The following is a 21,239-nucleotide window of genomic DNA, read 5'->3' as shown; positions in this document are numbered from 1 at the left end:
TGTCACTGTTCAAGAATGAAAGAATATCCATAGATCAATTTTTTTTGAATTTTTCCAATGCTTTTTTAGTATTGGGTGAAAGCGCCAATCTTCCAGAGGCCTCCGCGCGTTCTAATAACAAATGCTCCCAATGGTCCGTGCCTTCCCAAAGGACGCGTTTCATTTCTGCTAATGCTTCTGGGTTGTATGTGGCCAGTCTTTGAATATGAAAATCCAATTCCTTGTCCATTTCTGCTATAGAGTCAAATACCTTGGAGAACAATCCTTTTTCTTTGGCCCAGTATGCATTTTTCCATTCGGTGGGATTAAGGGAGAGCTCTGCAAGACCGGATTTTCCAATTTTTCGTTCTACCGCAGGGGCAATGACCAGGGGTGCAATTCCTATTGAGATTTCGGAAAGTTTAATGGAAGCAGCTTCTGTTGCGTAGACATAATCACAGGATGCTGCCAATCCTACTCCACCCCCAACAGCTTTTCCTTGGACTCTTCCCACAATAGGTTTGGTACAAACACGCATAGCATTTATAACATTGGCAAATCCACTGAAGAAAGCTTTACCCTGTTCAAGGTCTTGGATGGCCACCAACTCATCAAAAGAAGCTCCTGCACAAAAGGCCCGGTCTCCTTCAGATTTCAACACGATTACAGAAACCTCTTTGTTTTCAGATAGTGTGTGAAACTCTTTGGCCAAGCGTTCCAACAATTCCGAAACAAAGGAATTACTTGCGGGATGACCAAATTCCACGAAGGCTATTCCATTTTCAATTTTGGTATAAAGACTTCCGTTGATTCTATCAGTGGCCATAATACTTAAGTATAAATTCAAGGGTTTTCAATGCATACGAATTTAAACGTTTTGTGCTAAGGGCCCGAACTTTCTTCTAAATTTCCAGACCAGGGCCAACCCCCTTATCAGCATCCAGACCACAAAGGCAATCCAGATGGCGTAGAATCCCCATCCCATATACTTTCCTAGATATAGGGCCGGAATAAAACCTAAAAAGGTTGCTGTGAGCAATACGTTTCTTAGATACTTCATTTCTCCGAGTCCTTTAAAAAGTCCATCAAACACAAAAGCTAAAGTATTCATGGGCAAACCTAAAATAGCAATATAGAAGATGCTGTAAAATGTTTCTAGAACAATGGTTTCATTTGAAAAAAGACGGCCAATTGGTCTGTAAAAGACAAAGCCTACAATCATGAGTATTAAGCTAACTATCAACCCGTAGGATATGATTTTCTTGGCGAGCTTCCACAACCCTTTATAATCATGGGCACCCAATAGCTTGCCCCCCATACTGTTTCCTGCTGCGCCATAACCGTCTATGAAAAAGGCAGCAAACAACCAGAGGTTGATGGCTATGGTGTGGGCTCCAATAAAGCGATCGCCCAGAGCGGTGGCCTCCCGGACGGCTAATATCAGAGCTGCATTTAGGGCCAGGGCACGAACAAAAAGATTTAGGCTCATGAATACCAATCGCTTCAACTCTTTGTTAAGTGGGAACACCAATTTTAAACTTATGTCGGTTTTTTTAATCAATAGGAAAAACACCAAAATGGCCATTACTGCCTGAGAGATCAAGCTTGCCCACGCTGCGCCTTCCAAATACATGGCTGGAAGAAGACCATCGATGCCATAAACTAGTATAAAGTCCAAAATTATGTTCAGAACAGCCCCGATCAAGGCAATGACCATGGGATAAAATGTATTTTGAAGACCACGGAAAATACCAAAGACCGCAAAGGTGAACAAGGTCAATGGAAAGCCCCAAACCCTAATAGAATAATAGGATATACAGTATTTTAGAATCTTACCTGAAGCCTCGAACAGGCTAAAAATCTCATCAATGATAAAAATGGTAGATAGTAGCACAAAGATGCTGAGTAGGATATTAAAGAAAATGGCCTGGGCCGGAAGGTTTTTCACCTCCTCTATTTTTCCTGCCCCCAAATACTGCGAGATAATTGCCGAAATGGAGCTTCTGGTCTGTCCCAATACCCAAATTAGCATGGAAAGAAAAGAGCCTACAATTCCTGCAGCGGCAAGAGACTCCAAACCATCAACAGGAATGTTTCCAACAATGGCCGTGTCTGTAATGGAGAGAATGGGCTCCGCAATTCCTGAAATAGTGGCAGGAATGGCCAGTTGGTTTATGGACTTAAAATTGATTTCGGTTCGCAAAACCAACGCAAGTTACAGCACTAATTCGTAACAATGAAAGGGATGCTCACTTTGTTTTGGAAAGTAAATATCCCCAAGTTTTTGATAGCCGCGTTGTTCATAGAACCGTTGGTTTCGTTTGTTTTGTGAAAAGGTGTCCAAGCGCACGGAAACAAAACCATGATTTTTGGAATAATTTTCTGCAAAATGCATCAGTTCTTGAGCAATTCCTTTTCCTTGATTATCAGGATGAACACAAAGTCGATGAATATAGGTACTGTTTCCATTCGGTGTCAACCAAGTCACCGGAACATATTCCTGATCCATATATGTTGAAATCGTAATAGCACCAATGATTTCTCCATTGTCCTCTTTTACATACAATTCGTTTCGCTCTGCATCTTTAATAAATGGTTCTTCTGTGGGATAATGCTCGTTCCATTGATAAATTCCGTTCTGTTGCATTTTAAAAGCGCAGGCTTGGGTAATCGTTAGGATATCCTTTATTTCGGATAACTTTGCAAGTCTGATCATGGATTCGTTTCAATTAAATTGTAAATTTAAGCGATAATCTTAACCGCCATAGAATGAATAATATACTTGTACCCATAGGAACCTCTCCAAATGCATGCGACACATTGCAGTATGCCATTGACTTTGCAGCCAATTTTGGAGCAAAGGTTTTTTTAATGGACGTTTTCTCCGTCTCTTCTGGAGCGGGAAGCTTGGCCAATGTTGAGCAGAAAGTAGCTGAAAGCAGCAAGGAACATTTAAAGGGGGTTATAGATCAAGTTGAGACCAAGGGTGTTGAAATAAAGATTGCCACATACAACGGTGACATCATAGATGGGCTTAAGGACATAAACAAGGAATTGGGGATAGACCTGATTATTATTGCTCCCCGAAGCAATGACATAAAGGAAGAACTGTATTTGGGTCATACCTCGGGAAGAATTGTTAAGAGGACCAACATTCCCACATTGATTGTTCCAAAAGGAACCGAATTTAAACCAATTAAAAAGGTCTTGACCGCTTTTGGGTCTGGAATTCTAAAGAGATCCAGGGTATTGAATCCGTTAGAGGCGATCAAGGATAAGTTTCGGTCCGAAATCAATTTGCTTCTGGTAAAAAGACCTGGGTATGCTGAGGATGACCTTCAAGTGAACACCGCACTTATGGATATTAGCACCCAATTGACAATGACCGAAAATGTTACCACCTATCACGGGGTCTTGGAACATTATCAGAACAAAAAGCCGGACTTGCTATGTGTGTTCCGAAGGAAAAGGGGCTTCTTCAAAAAACTCTGGGAGAAAAACATTATTCCGAAGTCTGAGTTTTATGTGCCCATACCGGTTTTGGTGCTGAGCGTTAAAAAAGATTAAGGACAGCCGACAAATTTTGAAACTTTACCAAAAAGTATTTCCTTTGCGCTCTCTGGGGGATTAGCTCAGTTGGCTAGAGCGCTTGCCTGGCAGGCAAGAGGCCACCGGTTCGAATCCGGTATTCTCCACACAATAAAATAGGCCTTCACTTAAGTGAAGGCTTTTTTAATGCTCAAAAGTATTGGTACTTGGGTCAGATAATAGTTGACATCAAGCGGGCCATTTTTTCCAATTTCTGCTTTATTACCGGCTGACTTACGGAGGAAAATCCCATTACCAGTCCATTTCCTTTTTTACCCTTGATAAAATACTTGCTATAAGGGAACGAGACGATTTCATTTTCCCCTAGGAAATTGGATACTTCTACATCATCAACATGGTCTGGAAGTTTTGCAATTAAATGAAGTCCGCTATGCAATGAGTGCAGCTGAACTTTGTCCCCAAAAAGCTCCTTAAAATAGCGTACAAAAAAAGCTCTTCGTTCATTTGACTCCCTGACCACCTTTCTTAAATGTTGACTTAAATAGTCCTTTTCGATGAAATCGGACATTACTTTTTGAATTACCGGGGAAACAAACCGTAATGATTGTTCGTACATGGCCTTGATAGGATCTACATAGTGGTGGGGCACTATTAAATAGCCCAATCGGATGGATGGGTGCAGGAGTTTATTAAAAGTGCCTAAATAAATTACACTGTTGCCCTTATCCAACCCAAAAATGGAAGATATGGGTTTGTTCCAATTGCTAAACTCATGGTCATAATCATCTTCTATGATCAGTGCATTCTTTTCACGCGCCCATTCCAAGATTTCTAATCGTCTGTTAAGGCTCATCTGAACACCGGTCGGGTATTGGTTAGAGGGTGTAGTGTAAATCAATTTGGGCCGTTTGAGCTTAGAACTCTTGATGCTTTTTACTGATAGCCCTTCGGCATCTATTTCGGCAGGGACAATTTTGGCCCTTAGGCTTTTAAAGAGCGCTATGGCATTGGCATATGTTGGGTTCTCTACGATTACCTGATCATTTTCATCTAAGAGTAAATCCCCAAGGATTGCAAGCGAGTGCAGTGACCCGGTTACAATAACCACCTGTTTATAATCACATTGAATGTTTCTATAGATTTTTAGGTAAGTAACAATGTTCTTTCGCAAACTATCCAACCCAAGAGTATCTCTATAAGACAGGTCCGAAAAAGTAACATCTTTCCAATAATTGTTGGTCAAGCCTTGCCATTGTCTTACGGGAAAGATATCCAGAGGGGGCAATCCTGGCCTAAATGCAATTCCTTTGTGTCCTCCCCTGTTCATAGCATTTACGTATTTTCCGAACTGGTGGGCCCTTTCCGAGATATCGGGGAGTGTACTTGTACTTAATTCAGTATTTGACCCAATACGATATTTGAACTTCTTAGTATTGGTTTTGGACACGAAATATCCAGCTCCTTGTCTGGAACTTATATATTTTTCATCACAAAGGATTTCATACGCTTTGATTACGGTACTCCGAGATAAATTCAAATCCTTGGCAAGGATTCGAGTTGGGGGCAACTTGTATCCCTTCACAAGTTTTTTCTCAATAATTGCCTTTGCAATTGAATTGGATAGCTTAACGTAAATGCTATGCCCGTCTTTTTGGTAATTAAAACCATTGGAAAAAAGAAGGCTGTTCAGTTTATTCTTCAAAATTGTTATGTCTCAAATGAAAAAATTGGTATGCCTAAATTAGGGTACTGTATTATAATTTGCAAGGTACTGAGCTAGAACGTTGGCTTTATAATTAAACACAAAAACCAGTAACCAAATTAAATTCGAAATCGTAGATGATCAATGTTATTCAAATAGGCTTAGGACCCTTGGGTCAGCAAATAGGCAAATATATAGCAGATAAAAACCAGGTCCAGACAATTGCTGCAGTGGACATTAGCGAAGATTTAAAGGGGCAGGATTTTGGACAGCTCTCTGTTGGAGAAACATCCGGGGTCCTCATTGAAAATTCTATTGAAGATGCTCTGGAGAATCTTCAAAAAAAACCGGACGTTGCCATATTGACCACGGTGTCCAGTGTAAAAAAATTAGAATCACAAATTGAAAACATAGTAAAACACGGCATACCAATTGTGTCAACTTGCGAAGAATTATCCTTTCCGTGGACAGAACATCCAGAGTTAAGTGATAGGATTGACGCTATTTGCAAGAAAAACAATGTTGCATGTCTTGGAACAGGTGTAAATCCGGGGTTTTTAATGGACTATCTTCCATCTGTTTTGAGTTCTGTATGCAAGGACATTGATTCGGTCGTTGTGGAGCGTTTTCAAGATGCTACACCAAGAAGGATTCCTTTCCAGAAAAAAATCGGTGCCGGACTAAGTTTAGAGGCTTTTAAGGCGAAAGAGCAAACAGGCACGTTAAGGCATGTTGGATTAAAAGAATCTGTTTATTTTTTGGCCCAGTGTATCGGTTTGAAACTAGACAATGTAACCGAAGACCTCAATCCCGTTCTGGCCGAAGAAGACATTAGTGTTTCGTCAATGGATATAAAGAAAGGTGATGCCCGGGGGGTAGAACAGATATCCCATGGGTATGTAGACGGAACTTGTAAAATTAAAATGCACTTTAAGGCTGCAATTGGAGAACCAAGATCTTTTGATAGGGTTACCATAAAAGGAGTACCTTCATTTGTTTCGGAAATTGATAGAGGTATAAACGGCGACATTGCAACTTGTGCCATAACCGTTAATAGCCTGAAAAGCATATTAAAAGCCACTCCAGGATTACATACTATGTCAACCGTATCAGTACCGGGATACCTAAATTGAAATAAAGGATGCACGATTATCCACAAAAAGTCTATCTAAACGGAGAGATCCTGAATCATGAGGATGCAAAAATCTCTGTATTTGATAGGGGATTTTTGTTTGGAGATGGGGTGTACGAGGTTATGCTTCAGATAAATGGCAGTTTTTTTTATGGGGATGAGCATCTTGCCCGATTGTCAAAAAGCCTTCTTGCAATTCATTTAGAATTTGATTTGGCATCCTTGCCCGATAAAATTGAGACTTTGCTCAAAGCTTCCGACTTACATGAAAAAGATAGTTTGGTCTATATTCAGATTACTCGGGGCGTTGCTCCGAGAAAACATGCTTTTCCGGAGAAAGCCATGCCTACCTTAATGATGTATGCAAAGCCGTTTGAAATTCCGGATATCAATCAAAAACAGGCCAGTGTTAGAATAATGGATGATTTTCGTTGGCACCGATGCGATATAAAATCTGTGTCTTTGTTGGCTAACGTTATGGCAAATACCGAAATCACCAAAGAAGGAGACTATGAGGTAATCTTTTCACGAGAGGGAGCCATTACAGAAGGATCCCATAGCAACATCTTTTTTGTGAAAAATAATGTGGTCTATACACATCCTGCCAATGAGCATATACTTGATGGGATTACACGCCAAATTGCCATTGAACTTTGTAAAGATATTGGCGTAGAGGTTAGGGAAGAGGCCATTTCAAAAAAGGAAATAGCAAACATGGATGAAGCATTTTTGACCGGTACAACCACTCAAATAGCATCAGTAAAGCAAATAGACGACCATTTGTATTACACCAATGATGATGTTGGCCAAATAACCAAAAGACTTCAAGAGGCATTATCCCAGCTGAAGTAAAATCAGAAAAGAATTACATTAACATCCTAAAAACCTGAATGATGAAAGTAAAACACGTGTTTGTAAACAGTTTTATTGTTACTTTTTCACTAACAATTGCCGAAGCAGGATTGGCAAAATAATACCATAAGTATGAGTTGTAAGAATCTGTTTTATTCATTTCTGATAGTGCTTCTGGCATGGAGCTGTGCCTCGCCAGAGCAGTATGATACCATTATTAAAAATGGCAACGTCTATGATGGTTCGGGAGGTGATCCGATGATAATCGATATCGGCATAAAAGGCGATGTCATAGAAAAAATTGGCGACCTTTCTAAAGCTGAGGCAACACAAATCATTGATGCCAGTGGCTTAGCAGTGACCCCTGGTTTTATTGATGTGCATGCTCATTTGGACCCAATTCTTGAACTTTCCAATTGTGAAAGCCATGTCAGACAAGGGGTTACTACTTCGTTAGGAGGGCCCGATGGTACCAGCCCTTGGCCTTTTGGCAAGTATTTGGATACATTGGATCAAATCGGAGTTGGAATGAACGTTGCATATCTTATTGGACATAATACCGTGAGGAGAAATGTGATGAAACTGGAGAACCGGGCGCCCACTGAAGAAGAATTGTCTGAGATGGAAGCTCAAATTCAACAGGCTATGCAAGATGGAGCTTATGGAATCTCTACCGGTTTGAAGTACTTGCCAGGTGCTTTTTCAAAAGTTGATGAGGTGATAGCACTGTCAAAAATAGCATCTGCTGAAGGAGGAATCTATACATCACATTTAAGGGAAGAAGGTCTTGGCTTGTTCGATGCTGTCCAGGAGGCCATTGTTATCTCCAAAGAAGCAGATATTCCCGTAGTGTTGACGCACCATAAAGTCATTGGCAAACCTATGTGGGGAAAGAGTACAAGAACATTGGCCATGGTAGATTCTGCCAGGACAGCGGGACTTGACATCAAAATAGACCAATATCCTTACAATGCAAGCTACACTGGTATTTCTGTGCTTATTCCCAGTTGGGCAAGAGCAGGTGGAAACAAAGCCTTTAAGGAAAGGGTTAGGAACCCACAACTTAGGGATAGTATAAAGTCAGGGATTGTCTTTAATATTCTAAATGATCGAGGTGGAAGTGACCTAAACAGGGTACAGTTTGCCAAAGTAAAATGGATGCCCGAACTGGAGGGCAAAACGTTAAAGTACTGGTGCGAACAAAAAGGGTTGGAACCTACAGTAGAAAACGGTGCCGACCTGGTAATTGAAGCTCAGGTAAATGGAGGGGCATCCTGCGTTTTTCATGCCATGGATGAAGGAGATGTGGAAAGGATCATGAAACACCCCCAAACAATGATTGCCTCAGATGGACGACTTGTCCAGCCTGGCATGGGTCACCCTCATCCAAGATGGTACGGAACTTTTCCAAGGGTTTTGGGGCATTATGTTAGGGAGAAGGGAACCCTTGCCTTGTCTGAAGCAATATATAAGATGACGAAGCTTCCGGCTGTTACACTTGGTTTGAGTGATAGAGGGCTCATCAAAGAAAAAATGAAGGCCGATATTGTAATATTCAATCCTGAAACCATAATCGATAAGGCAACCTTTGAAAAACCGCATCAATACCCGGAGGGGATATTTTATGTATTGATCAATGGCCAATTGTCAATTGATAACGGGACTTTTCAGAATATAAAAGCAGGTAAAGTTTTGAGAAAGAACGAAAATTAAACCTTAAAAGCCCACATGATGATAAAATCAAAAATTTCGTTTATATCCCTTTGCAGTATTCTTTTTGTCCTAGGGGTGGTATACACCTCTTCGGCCCAGCAGGGAACGTACAATTTCCCAGGAGAACATTGGGATTACGTAGAGAATGTAGAGGATTTGGGGTATTCAATAAAAGATCTGGAAAAAGCAAAAACCTATTCAGAAAGTATTAATACCGAAGCGGTCATTATTGTGGTAAAGGGAAAAATACTATACGAATGGGGGAGTGTAGAAACTAAATACAATACACACTCCATAAGAAAGAGTTTTCTAAGTGCACTTTATGGCAACTATGTAAAACAGGGCATTATTGACTTGGACCTTTCTATGGAACAGCTGGGCATCGATGACAAACCCCCTTTATCGGAAGAAGAAAAAAAAGCAACTATTCGTGATTGCCTGAAAGCCAGATCAGGTATATACCATCCAGCTTTGTATGAATCGGCAGGAATGAAAGCCCTTAAACCCGAACGATTTACCGAAAAGGCCGGCATACATTGGTATTATAACAATTGGGATTTCAATGTTTCAGGTACCATTTTCACAAAGCTTACGGGTAAGGATATTTTTGAATCCATAAAAGCAGAGATTGCCGACCCTATTCAGATGGAAGACTACTCGCCAGAAGACGGCCACTATGTTTCCGGGGCAGAATCCATTCACCGCGCTTACCCTTTTAGGGTAACTGCTCGGGATTTGGCCCGTTTTGGCCTGTTGATGCTTAACAAAGGAAAGTGGAAAGAGAAACAATTAATTCCAAAAGATTGGGTAGAAGAAAGTACATCTTACCATTCAGATGCGACCTTATACGCATCGGATGGTTATGGTTATATGTGGTGGGTGGCCAAGGATTATAACAAATACCCGCACTTGCCTGGAGTAGAATTAAAAGAGGGAACATACTCGGCTCGAGGATCGGGCGGGCACTATGTGCTGGTGATTCCCGAATACGACATGGTTATTGTGCATAGGGTAAATACGGACAAGGAAAACAATCGTGTGGAAAACGGAGAATTTGGCAAATTGGTTAAACTTATCTTGGAATCATCCAGCAATTGATTGAATCTTTTTAATATGGGAAAGCTTGCATTTGTGTTGTTCCGATTAATATCACCGCTAAGACTTAGAAGCCAAATATTGATTCTACTATTGGGTGCATGCTTTCAGTTTGGGCATGCACAGTTATCAACTTCTCAATACCAGAAAATCGACAGTGTTTTTGTCTCTTGGAATACCCCAAATCACCCTGGAGGAGCCATTGGGGTCATGAAAGATGGTGAGGTAGTTTTTTCCAAAGCGTACGGGTTGGCAAGCCTGGAGTATTTGATGCCCAATACTACCCAAATGCGGTTTAATGTAGCTTCGGTATCCAAACAATTGACCGCCATGGGGATTATTCGGCTTCATCTTTCGGGAAAGCTTTCAATTGATGACAGCCTTAGAAAATATGTGCCTGAACTTTCCAAATTTGCCGATGAGGTAACAATTAGGCATATGCTGCATCATACGAGTGGCTTGAGAAGCCTTCATGCGTTGTTTGCACTGGCAGGATGGAGACAGGATGATTCCCGTACCAATGAGGACCTCTATAGGATAATGAAAGACCAGCGAGACCTGAACTTTGTACCAGGAGACGAATATCTCTATTGCAATACAAGTTATATGTATATGGCCAAGATTATTGAAGAAGTAACTGGTGAAGAATTTTCAGCATGGATGAAAACTTCTGTTTTTGAACCGCTAGGGATGACTAACACCTATGTGGAAGGAAGTTATGATAATGTAGTTCCCAATAATGCCACTTCTTACCATAAGGAAAAGGATGGTTTTAAAAGGGCCATAGAGTTTTGGGGATATGTGGGTTCAGGTAATGTGCATTCTTCAACCGAAGATTTATTGAAATGGTTGGAGAATTTTTCCAGTCCGACACCAAGCTGGGAAAAGGCCTTTGAAATGCTACAGACTCTTGACCCACTGAATGATGGGTCATATAGCAACTACGCTTTTGGTGTTCAAGTTGATTCGCTAAAGGGAATAAAACGTATTAAGCACGGAGGCTCCATCGGAGGATATCGGTCTTTTGTATGCGCGTTTCCCTCAGAGAAATTGAATATTGCCATCATAACCAATTTTTCAACCTCTTCACCATCCGAAAAAGCAGACAAAATTGCCAAGCTGTTGCTTGAAGGCGCCGCTCGGAATCAAACTGAAGCTGGAAGCGCAAAGAAGAGGCCCAGGAAACTTTCAAACAAAGTGTTGAATGGTTATGTAGGTGATTATTGGGATGACAAAAACAATATCCACCGTAAAATTTATTTAGAGAAGGATACGCTCCGATATGTTCGTAGTGAAAACAACAAAAGTGTACTCATTCCTTTAAGTAAAGATGAATTTCTACTCGATGAATCCAGTAGGGTCAGGTTTAAAAAGGCTGAGAACGGAGGAAAGATTATGGTATTGAATACCGATTCCCATTTGACCACTAGTTTTGAAGCTTTCGAACCGGAGGTTTATTCTGATGAACTTTTACTTTCCTACGCGGGAGAATATTACAGTCCTGAGATAAGAACAAGCTACTACATTTCAACAGAGGGCAACAAGATAACCGGAAACCATTTGCGTCATGGGGATTTTGAAATGGATATGATCAAGAAGGATGTGCTAAGAGGAAAAAGCACATTTAATATTGTGAAAATCCAAAGAAATGAGAAAGGGGTTATTACAGGAGCATTGGTATCTAACGGTAGGGTAAAAAACCTTTGGTTTGAAAAACGTAATTAAGCAATAAGAAGTTCCCATTGCGAATATTTTGAATTTGATATTCTTCAAGGCAAAAACCATCCAATTTTGGATGGTTTTTTGTTTGGCACTATTAATTTTGACGACAAATAGTCACTAAAACGAGAAAACATTATGGAATTAGCGGGGAAAGTTGCGTACATCACAGGAGGAACAAAGGGAATAGGTTTTGGAATAGCGGAAAGTTTGCTTCAGCAAGGAATGAAGGTGGCCATAAGCGGAAGAAGCAAAGAGGGTGTTGAAAAGGCAGTTCAGGTGTTGAACAACAAGGAGAACGTTCTTGGACTTTGTTCTAACGTTTCAGTTTTGAAAGATGAGGAAGAAGCCATCAAGGAAGTATTGAAAACTTGGAGCCGTTTAGATGTAGTAATTGCCAATGCCGGAGTGGGCCATTTTGCCCCAATTGATGAAATGAAAGAAGAGGCTTGGCACCAAATGATAAACACCAATCTAAATGGAGTTTTCCACACCTTAAAGGCCTCCGTTGAAGCTTTGAAAACAACCGAAGGCTATTATATGACCGTTGCAAGCTTGGCTGGCACTAATTTCTTTGCCCAAGGGGCAGGATATAATGCCACCAAGTATGGAGTGGTAGGATTTACCCAAGCAGCTATGCTGGACTTAAGAAAGTACAACATTAAGGCCACAACCATTATGCCCGGTTCCGTATCGACCCATTTCAACAATAATGAACCTTCCGATAAAGATACATGGAAGATACAGCCTGAGGATATTGGAAAATTGGTAGTGGACCTATTGCTGATGCACCCTAGAACGTTGCCCAGTAAGATTGAGGTGCGTCCATCTCGCCCTGATTTGAAGTAGCTAGCTATCGGTTTTTTCCACGAATGGAATATTGACGTCACAGATTTCCAAAACGAGTCGCTTCAGATAGGTCTCGAATAAGGTAAGGGTTTCACTTTCAACAAAGGAAGAATTGGAACTGTTGAAAGCTAAAAAACCTTGTTTAAGATTCTTGAAGGAATATATTCCGGCCACAACGCTGTCGGTTTGATACTCTTTGGCATATAAAAAGCTATAGCACAGCAGTTGAAAAGCCTTGCTTTTGTCGTAATTAGCAATTAGATCATCCCAGTCTGAAATTTTTACGTGCCTTGGTTCCACCCGCCCTGTTTTGTAGTCCACTATCCTTGGAACTCCGTCAATTTCGTCCACACGGTCCAGGGTACCCTTGAGCTTTACAGGGAATCCTAATTCTGGGATGGAGAGAAGGGTTTCATATTTCTTTTCCAAGGACAAAATCTTTATTTGATGTTTTTGAACAAGTCCTTCTTCCAACGAAAGAAAGTTTTGCAGATACTTTATGATTACGTTGTTGACCAAAAGGAACTTTCCTTTAGTAATATCTGTTCCAGGAAGGTTTTTCCTGAATTGATATTGTACCACATCTTGAATGTTTCTTTTAAGCGACTGGAGATGCTCAGAATTTAGAATTTTCCCTATAAGCGGGGTGTAAAGTTCTTCTAGGCTATCATGAATAATGGTTCCGAAGGTGTTGGCCGCAATATTCTCCTCTACTTCTTCCAGGTCGTTTATGTTAAGGATATTTCTGGTATAGAATTCAATGGGATTTCTAATGTAGTTGGTTAAGGAGGTGGGAGAGAATCCACGGTGTGCAAAGGCTTTGATATCTTCCATTAGCTGTGGACTTTTACCAATCTCTATGGGTTGAGCGGCCTCAATGGATACTTCAGGTGAAGTAACGGTGTGGGTTATGTATGGAGCGAGGTTTTCATCGGTTAGTAACTGGCTTATTAATCTACTTTTTTCACCTCCTTCCAAAACATCCGGTTCTGTATTGTAAATGATGTGAATGTTTTTAGCTCTTTGAATCAGTCTATAAAAATGATAGGTGTAAATGGCATCTTTTTCCTTGTAGGTGGGCAGTCCATAATCTCGTTTAACATCAAAAGGAATAAAAGAGTTGTTTGATTTTCCTGAAGGAAGAATCCCTTCGTTGACAGAAGTGATGATGACCGTTTCAAAATCCAGATTTCGGCTCTCCAGCATTCCCATAATTTGAAGGCCTGTTAGAGGTTCCCCGATATAATCCAGGGTTTCCATGGATGCAAGTTGCTTGAACAAACTTTTCACGGATTTGAGTTCGCTAACATAGCTTACACTTGCAGTGAATGTCCTTAATTGGTTGAAAAGAGTAAAGAATCTGTATAGTTGCTCCAGTTCCAGTGGGTTCTCTTCTTTTTCAAATAGTTGTTTAAGCCGCTGTATGAGTTGAAGGCAGTTGTCGATCCATTGGGTGGAAGAAATCTCTTTTTCAGGAAATATAAACTCAAGCACATTGCTTGTTTCCATAAAGCCCTTAAGTTCCTTTTTAGTAATGTACAGCCAGTTTTTTTCTTTTGTTTCTTTAGTCAGCGAGCGGGCAAAATCCGTCTTCTCAGATGTGGAAAGAAACTGTGTATAGGGATTTGACATAAAGTTCAATACTCCCTCATAGAACCAACCTCTATCACTAGGATTTGAGTTTAACTCCAAAAGCGAAAGAAAGAAAGAATAAAGTACTGTTTTTTCAAGTGGCAGTCCCATAGTAATGTTAACACCGGTAATAGAAGAGGGGATTGCTTTGGTCATGGGTGGCAAAAGTGTTTCATCCGCTAGAACAAGTGCTGTACGGCTCACATCCAGAAGTCCCTCCACTTTCAGCTTTTGCAATAGCTGCCCCACATATTTGGTTTGCGAAATGCTTTTAGGAACTCCGGTTATGGAGATGTTTTTAGGGGAAAGAAAGTTGTTCTGGGGTGCAATGTTGGCATCCTTGTAGTAGCCCCAAGTGTGTTTATAGTTTCTAATAAAGAGTCCGGCATCGTGCACGGGGTCGTTAAAGAAATAAGAATCAATGTCCCAATAGACCTTACTGTTACCTTGTTCCAAGAAGTATTGAACCACTTGCGACTCTGCATTGGTAAGTGCATTGAGCCCCACAAAGATGATGGGCTTGTTTTTGTGAGACTTGGCAAAAATATTGAGATTGTCAACCGCAGTCTTTGAAATAAGACCTTGATAGCCCTTTTTCTGAGCTAGTAAACAAGAATTGAAATCATTGTATATAGATTCCAGCTGGTTCCACAACTGAAGATAGTTTTTTATGAGGTCTGTTTGATTCTTTTGTGCTGACCAATGGTTTATTTCCTTTATTGCGGACAGATAGTTTAGAATGTCCCCTGGGGGGATTAAATAGCCATCTATATCATTAAAATCCTGGAGTAGGGTATTGCCCCATTTTAGGAAGGAGGCAAAATCATCATGGGAATCGACCTTGGATTTTTTATAGACATCGAAGAGTAGTAATAGGAGGTCTATGTTGGATGCGGGACTTAGTCCTGAGATTTGACTGACAAAATCTTGAATGGACAACACCTCTGGCCCAAAGATATTTTGATCCAGTATGTTGGAAAGGTATTTTTTTAAAAAAGTTCCAGATCGTTTGCTTGGTAATACAAAGGTGCATGTGGCAAAATCTGTTTCCTGTTTTTGCAAATCGTCCAGAACATATTCAAGAAAACTTTTGTGCATGCAATAAAAATAAAAAAGGCCCTGCATTTATGCAGGGCCTTTTTGAAAAGAAAACTTAGTTTTCTTCTTATTTTATCAAGTTGATTTCAACTCTTCTGTTTTGAGCTCTACCTGCTCTTGTGTTGTTAGTGGCGATTGGCTTAGCCTCACCATATCCAACAGCAGACAATCTATCAGATCCAATTCCTTTGTCAATCAAGAAATCTCTTACTGCGTTAGCTCTTTCTTCAGAAAGTCTTTGGTTAGTAGATTCTCTACCAACACTATCAGTGTGTCCTTCAACTGTAAACTTAGCGTTAGGATACTCGTTCAAGATTTGGATAATATCAACCATTACAGAAGTAGACTCTGCTTTGATAGAAGACTTACCAGTATCGAACAAGATAGTTCTAGCGTAATCGTTCAATTGCTTTTGAACTTCTTCAGTAACCTCTGGGCAACCGTTGTTAGCAACAGTACCAGCTACTTGTGGGCACTGATCGTCTTTGTCAAGAACGCTGTCACCATCAGAATCTGGCCAAGGGCATCCATTGTTTCCAGCAGGACCAGCTTCGTTAGGACATTGATCGTCTTTATCAGCAATACCGTCACCATCAGCATCTGGGCAACCAGACAAAGCAGCTAGACCAGCTTCGTTAGGACAAGCATCATCTTTATCAGCAATACCGTCACCATCAGCATCTGGGCAACCGTTCAATTCTTTTGGACCAGCTTCGTTAGGGCAGCTATCCTTACCATCTTCGATACCGTCACCATCAGAATCAGGACATCCGTTGAAAGCTTCTAAACCGGCAACTTCTGGACAAGCGTCATCTTTGTCGTAGATACCGTCACCATCAGTGTCAGTACCACCAAATCTGATGCTAATTCCAGCCAAGTGTTGGAAATGTCTTACTAGGTAATCTTCGAAAGCATGCTTGTACTTGGTCTGTACAGTTAGACCAATGTTTTCAGAGAACCAAACGTTTACACCAACACCACCGTTTGCAGTACCGGCACCTATTTCATCAACCCAAGTATAACCACCACCGATTTCAACGAAAGGATCGATAGTTGTATTCTTTAGGAAGTTGTACTTAATAGTACCATCAATAGCATAGTGAGAAAGGTCGTCAACATCTTGGTCACCATTTTTTTCAATTCTGTTCAAAGAACCTCTGGCACCAACAGAGAAACCATCTCCTATATATCTGGAAACAGACACATATGAAACTGAAGGCAAGATGTTCCAGTGGTCAGAGACATTGAAGTATTCGTTGAACAAAGTTTCGCTTGCGAAAGGATTGTTCTCGTCATTAGTAGGATACGTATCGATTGCGTTTATCCCAAAACTAATCTGCCATGGATTATTCTCGTCTTGCGCTTGTATGCTGTTAAACCCTACAAAGACAAGGGCAACAACCAATAATTTGCTAAGATGTTTCATGCTCAAAATTTTAAGTTTAAGTGTTTATCAGCTGCAAATGTAAGTTGTTAAGAACTATTAACAAAATCAATTTTTCTTTTTTTTTAACGCATTACATAGAACTTTTTGCGCATTTAAACGATTTTTAGTGCTTTTCCTACCTTAATAAATGCATTTATCGCATGGTCCAAATGATGTTTTTCATGGGCAGCGGATAATTGCACACGAATCCGGGCTTTTCCCTTTGGGACCACCGGATAGAAGAAGCCAATGACATAGATTCCTTCTTCCAAGAGCATATCTGCCATATTTTGGGACAGTTTGGCATCGTACAACATCACGGGTACAATTGCGGAATCACCATCTATAATATCGAAACCAGCGTTTTTCATACCCTTTTTGAAGTATTCTGTATTTTCTTGAAGCTTATCCCGTAGGGAAGTGTCTTTTTTCAACATATCAAAAACCTTAATGGATGCCCCAACAATTGCAGGAGCCAGGGAATTGGAGAAGAGATATGGCCTGGACCGTTGTCTGAGCATTTCTATGATTTCCTTTTTTCCTGTGGTATAGCCTCCCATGGCTCCACCCAAGGCTTTTCCCAAGGTTCCGGTAATGATATCTATTCGGTCCATCACGCCTTTTTCTTCCAAGGTTCCCCTACCGGTTTCCCCAATAAATCCTGCAGCATGGCACTCATCAATCATAACTAGGGCATCATACTTATCCGCCAAATCGCAGATTTTATCTAAAGGTGCAACCAGACCGTCCATGGAAAAGACTCCATCAGTTACAATGATTTTGAATCGAGAACCATCTTCAACACTTTGTTTCAACTGTTTTTCCAAATCACCCATATCATTATTGGCATAACGATATCTCTTTGCCTTGCATAAACGCACTCCGTCTATAATGGAGGCATGGTTTAGTGAATCAGAAATTATGGCATCTTCTGCGGTAAGCAACGGTTCAAAGACGCCTCCATTGGCATCAAAAGCGGCTGCATATAATATGGTATCCTCTGTACCGTAGAAACTTGCGATTTTTTCTTCCAGCTCTTTATGGATGTCTTGGGTTCCACAAATAAATCGTACCGAGGACATTCCAAATCCATGGGTGTCCATAGCATCCTTTGCAGCTTGTATTACATCTGGATGCGACGAAAGTCCCAAGTAATTGTTTGCACAAAAGTTAATGACTTCCTGCCCAGTTGAGATTTTTATGACTGCACCCTGTGGAGAGGTAATAATACGTTCCTTTTTAAAAAGACCGGCTTCTTTAATGGTTTCCAGCTCCTTGCTCAGGTGTTCTTTTATTTTACCGTACATAGTATTTTTAGTTTAAACGAAAACGGGATTAATTTTTTGATCAATATAAACAATAATGGAATCTTTGATTTTAAAATTCATCTGTTTTAGAATTTCAGCATAATGAAGGATTTGTGCCTTATGGGATGGAGAAGGACTCCCAGTTTTATAATCAATAACTGAGGCTTCGTTTCCTGAAATCATAATTCTATCCGGGCGCAAGGCCAATCCATTTGCAGTTAAAATTTCTTGCTCGTTCATGATTTCCAGATCTTCTCCAAAATATTTTATGAGGTCTGGGTGATTCACCACATCAAGAATCTTTTGTTGGATTTTATCCAAAACCTCTTTTTGAGCGTGCCCGGACACCAAGAGATTGCTCATCACTTCTTGGATGTCTTTGGCCGTCTTGATCTTACTCAAGGCAAAATGAACCAAGTTGCCCATATCTATAGCGGCTCTTCTTTCATCGTCCCAAAGACGAATGGAAGAAGTGGAAATGTTAAAGCCGTGGTCCTGTTTTGGTCGGGTTATATACGAAATTGGGTTCTTTGCAATCGGCATTTCATCCTCGGAATCTTCTAGTTCGGGTATGGAGCCTATGGAATAGGCACCTATTTCATTTTGGGCCAGGTTTTGGCTCTGAGCATAAAACTGGAACAAATCAGAATAGGAAGATGCTTGGGCCACGGCAGCCAATTCTTTTCCTCTTTCAGTAATCACATAAAGCCCCAAAACTGCGCGGGTAAGTGCCACGTACAAAACATTTAGGGCATCGAGCACCGATTTTTCCTCTTCATCCTTATATAATATGGATGTTGATTCGGAATACTCTAGCATTTCCTTATTTGTATTGACGAGAAATTGATCCAAACCGAAGGATTCTTCACTTTGTGGGGCCGGGACCCATGATTTCTTTTTCTTTCGCTTGTCATCCAACAACGAATTGGCAAAAGGAAATATGACAAAGGGAAATTCGAGCCCCTTTGCTTTGTGAATGGTCATTATTTTTACCGCATTCAGATTATCTGGGGACGCAACGGAAAGCGAGGTTTTTTTGATTTCCCAATATTTCAAAAACGAATGAATGCTTGGCCCTTCACTCTTTTCAACATTCAGTACTTCATCCATTAAAAAGGTAAGGTGGGCCGGGGCATCTTGGGCAAGCTCAAAAAGGATGATGGCCGCTTCCAAAATTGAGGATACCGGCTGTCCTTTTAAATTCATCAGGTTAAAACCATAGGCTCTATGCAGAAATTCCTGGATGGAATCAAGATGTTGCGAAATAAATTCGTGTTTTTTGTTTTCTTCGCCGGACAGAAATAGTAAGACCTCGTAGGCCGCTTGTTTGTCCTTTGCATTTTCAACCACCTTTAACAGCGCAATCAAAAAAGCTACTTTTTGATTGTTTTGAAGCAAAAGCGCATCCGACGAAATAATAGGTATGTTGTTTTTAGCCAGAAAATGGGCCAGTGCCATTCCTTTATTATTGTCTCTTACCAAAACACAGATATCGGAATACTTGAATTTTTTGGAGATAAGAGATTGTATAGTATCGAGGACATGACCGCAATGGACTTCTTCTTTGTCCAAAATATCGCTATCCAAAAAGGTCAATTGTACATAACCACCAGGCCTCTTGTTGGTTTTTTGGTAAGAGTCTTTCAAGAACAATTGCTGGTAATCTTCGTTCTGCAGAACGGGGGCAACATTGGCAAAAAAGGAATTGTTGAAGGTTACAATCTGGTCGTGGCTCCTCCAGTTGGTGTCCAATGAGTGGATGTTTGGAGGAACTACAAAAGGAAGCTCTTTTTTGTTTATAAGATCCAGAAACTGTTCTGCCCTTCCACCTCGCCATCTATAGATGGCCTGTTTTACATCACCCACTAAAAAGAGGGACCCCCGTTCATTATTTTGGCTTTCACTTTCGAGGGCATTACCAATAAGTGGAATCAAATTTTCCCATTGGGTCTGTGAGGTGTCCTGAAACTCGTCAATAAAATAATGACGGTATTTTTCCCCCATTCGTTCATAAATAAAAGGAACCGGTTGGTCCTTGATCTCTTTGGACAAGATGGTGTTTAGGGAACTTATAGGGACTATGTCCCTGTCGATTTCAATATTCTTGATTTCCTTGGCAATCTCAGCCAGCACGGTCAATGGAACAATATTTCCATAAATATTCTTCAAATAACTTCGGGCATAGATATGTTTTTTGATTCTTAAAAACGCTTCCAACAATGCTGTTGACAGTTTTGAAACATCTCTACTATCATTCGCTTTTAGAATTTTGCCCTCGACCAGATTTTGTTCCAGTTTGTTGTTGTAGAGATTTTTTGGGTTGAATTCACCTCCGGCAATTTTCTTAAAGTGATTGGGAAGTGTTTGTCGAGGGAAATCAGAAAACTCAAAACCACTTTTTTCTAATTCCAAGAGCACATTTTCGGCAGATGCTACAATCGTTTTTTCTTTGGAAAGGATTTTAAGGGCAATGTTCTGTTTTATCTGTGTTAAGTCCTTGATGGATTTTGTGCGTAGTGGCTCAATGTGGCCAGTGTGGTTCTCCTGGAAGAGCAGCTTCCCAATTTCCACAAGGTCAAAAGCAATGTTCCAGCTTTTATCGTCATCTATCTTTTCAAGAGAAAAGGCTATTAGCACCTCCGTAAGTTCTTTGTCACTTCCAGCACGTTCCAACAACCTTCCAACCGCTTCCTCCAATAGAAGTTCTGTGTCCAGCTCCACTTCAAAATTTTGGGATATCTGAAGATCTCTGGCAAAAGTCTTGATGATCTTATGGTTGAATTTATCAATAGTGGAAATCTCAAAAAAGGAATAATTGTGCAATATCCGCTTGAGTATGGCATTGGATTTTTTACGAAGCTCAGTAGGGTCCAAAGAAAGCTCTTGGCAGAGCTCTTGGAACAAGGAAAGTTGTTTCTTTGGAGTTTGGTCTTTCCCAAAAGCGTAGAGATTTTCCAGAATTCGGCCTTTCATTTCATTTACCGCCTTGTTGGTAAAAGTGATGGCCAAGATCTGTCTGAATTTCAGCGGAGAACTACTGGACAATAGGAGTTTGAGATACTCCTTGGTAAGGGCATAGGTTTTGCCCGAACCTGCCGAAGCGCTATATATTCTAAAATAGGAATCCTCCAAAACCATTTTTACGCAAATTACGGATTACCAACTTTAACTTAATGACAACAACAC

Annotated in this window: 15 protein-coding genes and 1 tRNA gene; 8 read left to right on the top strand and 8 right to left on the bottom strand. The window is 40.6% G+C overall.

Translation table 11 applies throughout. The annotated features are described in order from the left end of the window. Positions 1-34: 34 nt before the first annotated feature. From DX873_RS10115 to DX873_RS10105, 3 genes are read right to left on the bottom strand one after another with little or no spacing between them, the layout of a single operon-like run. Entirely contained in the window at positions 35-805 is a 771-nt protein-coding gene (locus tag DX873_RS10115; protein ID WP_116184322.1) for an enoyl-CoA hydratase/isomerase family protein, read from the bottom strand. A gap of 42 nt (positions 806-847) precedes the next feature. Then, on the bottom strand, positions 848-2,182 hold the full coding sequence (locus DX873_RS10110) for an MATE family efflux transporter (protein ID WP_116184870.1): 1,335 nt from the start codon (positions 2,180-2,182) through the stop codon (positions 848-850). 12 nt (positions 2,183-2,194) lie between these two features. Next, positions 2,195-2,695 carry a GNAT family N-acetyltransferase gene (locus tag DX873_RS10105; protein WP_116184321.1) on the bottom strand — a complete coding sequence of 167 codons (501 nt, stop codon included), beginning with the start codon at positions 2,693-2,695 and terminating at the stop codon, positions 2,195-2,197. A gap of 53 nt (positions 2,696-2,748) precedes the next feature. Between DX873_RS10105 and DX873_RS10100 the strand changes: the two genes are divergently transcribed. Then, positions 2,749-3,546, top strand: a complete 798-nt coding sequence (locus DX873_RS10100) for a universal stress protein (protein WP_116184320.1) — start codon at positions 2,749-2,751, stop codon at positions 3,544-3,546. Between the two features lie 54 nt (positions 3,547-3,600). Next, positions 3,601-3,674: transfer RNA gene (locus DX873_RS10095), tRNA-Ala, on the top strand. Between the two features lie 65 nt (positions 3,675-3,739). Here DX873_RS10095 and pdxR read toward each other — a convergent pair. Next, positions 3,740-5,230, bottom strand: a complete 1,491-nt coding sequence (pdxR, locus tag DX873_RS10090) for a MocR-like pyridoxine biosynthesis transcription factor PdxR (RefSeq protein WP_116184319.1) — start codon at positions 5,228-5,230, stop codon at positions 3,740-3,742. 137 nt (positions 5,231-5,367) lie between these two features. On the opposite strand from pdxR, the gene DX873_RS10085 reads away from it, so the two are divergent. From DX873_RS10085 to DX873_RS10060, 6 genes are all read left to right on the top strand, one after another. Next, positions 5,368-6,363 (top strand): NAD(P)H-dependent amine dehydrogenase family protein, encoded by a 996-nt coding sequence (locus tag DX873_RS10085; protein WP_116184318.1) that lies wholly within the window; start codon positions 5,368-5,370, stop codon positions 6,361-6,363. 8 nt (positions 6,364-6,371) lie between these two features. Beyond that, positions 6,372-7,214, top strand: a complete 843-nt coding sequence (locus tag DX873_RS10080) for an aminotransferase class IV (RefSeq protein ID WP_116184317.1) — start codon at positions 6,372-6,374, stop codon at positions 7,212-7,214. Between the two features lie 132 nt (positions 7,215-7,346). Then, positions 7,347-8,927 carry an N-acyl-D-amino-acid deacylase family protein gene (locus DX873_RS10075; RefSeq protein WP_116184316.1) on the top strand — a complete coding sequence of 527 codons (1,581 nt, stop codon included), beginning with the start codon at positions 7,347-7,349 and terminating at the stop codon, positions 8,925-8,927. A gap of 15 nt (positions 8,928-8,942) precedes the next feature. Continuing rightward, on the top strand, positions 8,943-10,025 hold the full coding sequence (locus tag DX873_RS10070; protein WP_116184315.1) for a serine hydrolase domain-containing protein: 1,083 nt from the start codon (positions 8,943-8,945) through the stop codon (positions 10,023-10,025). Positions 10,026-10,040: 15 nt separating this feature from the next. After that, positions 10,041-11,747, top strand: a complete 1,707-nt coding sequence (locus tag DX873_RS10065; protein ID WP_116184314.1) for a serine hydrolase domain-containing protein — start codon at positions 10,041-10,043, stop codon at positions 11,745-11,747. Positions 11,748-11,879: 132 nt separating this feature from the next. Next, positions 11,880-12,590, top strand: a complete 711-nt coding sequence (locus DX873_RS10060) for an SDR family oxidoreductase (RefSeq protein ID WP_116184313.1) — start codon at positions 11,880-11,882, stop codon at positions 12,588-12,590. On the opposite strand, the gene DX873_RS10055 is transcribed toward DX873_RS10060, so the two are convergent. The 4 genes from DX873_RS10055 to DX873_RS10040 all read right to left on the bottom strand — a co-directional run bounded on the left by DX873_RS10055 (position 12,591) and on the right by DX873_RS10040 (position 21,191). Continuing rightward, entirely contained in the window at positions 12,591-15,320 is a 2,730-nt protein-coding gene (locus tag DX873_RS10055) for a PD-(D/E)XK nuclease family protein (protein WP_116184869.1), read from the bottom strand. A 67-nt stretch (positions 15,321-15,387) separates the two neighbouring features. Then, the gene (locus DX873_RS10050; protein WP_116184312.1) at positions 15,388-16,746 is read right to left on the bottom strand and encodes an OmpA family protein; all 1,359 of its coding nucleotides are present in this window, start codon (positions 16,744-16,746) and stop codon (positions 15,388-15,390) included. 113 nt (positions 16,747-16,859) lie between these two features. Further along, the gene (gene kbl / locus DX873_RS10045) at positions 16,860-18,053 is read right to left on the bottom strand and encodes a glycine C-acetyltransferase (protein WP_116184311.1); all 1,194 of its coding nucleotides are present in this window, start codon (positions 18,051-18,053) and stop codon (positions 16,860-16,862) included. A 12-nt stretch (positions 18,054-18,065) separates the two neighbouring features. Further along, the gene (locus DX873_RS10040) at positions 18,066-21,191 is read right to left on the bottom strand and encodes a UvrD-helicase domain-containing protein (RefSeq protein WP_116184310.1); all 3,126 of its coding nucleotides are present in this window, start codon (positions 21,189-21,191) and stop codon (positions 18,066-18,068) included. Between the last annotated feature and the right edge of the window lie 48 nt (positions 21,192-21,239).

This window comes from Flagellimonas nanhaiensis, assembly GCF_003382275.1.
In the GTDB taxonomy this organism is placed as follows: domain Bacteria; phylum Bacteroidota; class Bacteroidia; order Flavobacteriales; family Flavobacteriaceae; genus Flagellimonas; species Flagellimonas nanhaiensis.
The sequence above is the reverse complement of the archived record's forward strand: the minus strand, read 5'-3'. Positions and strand labels throughout refer to the sequence as shown.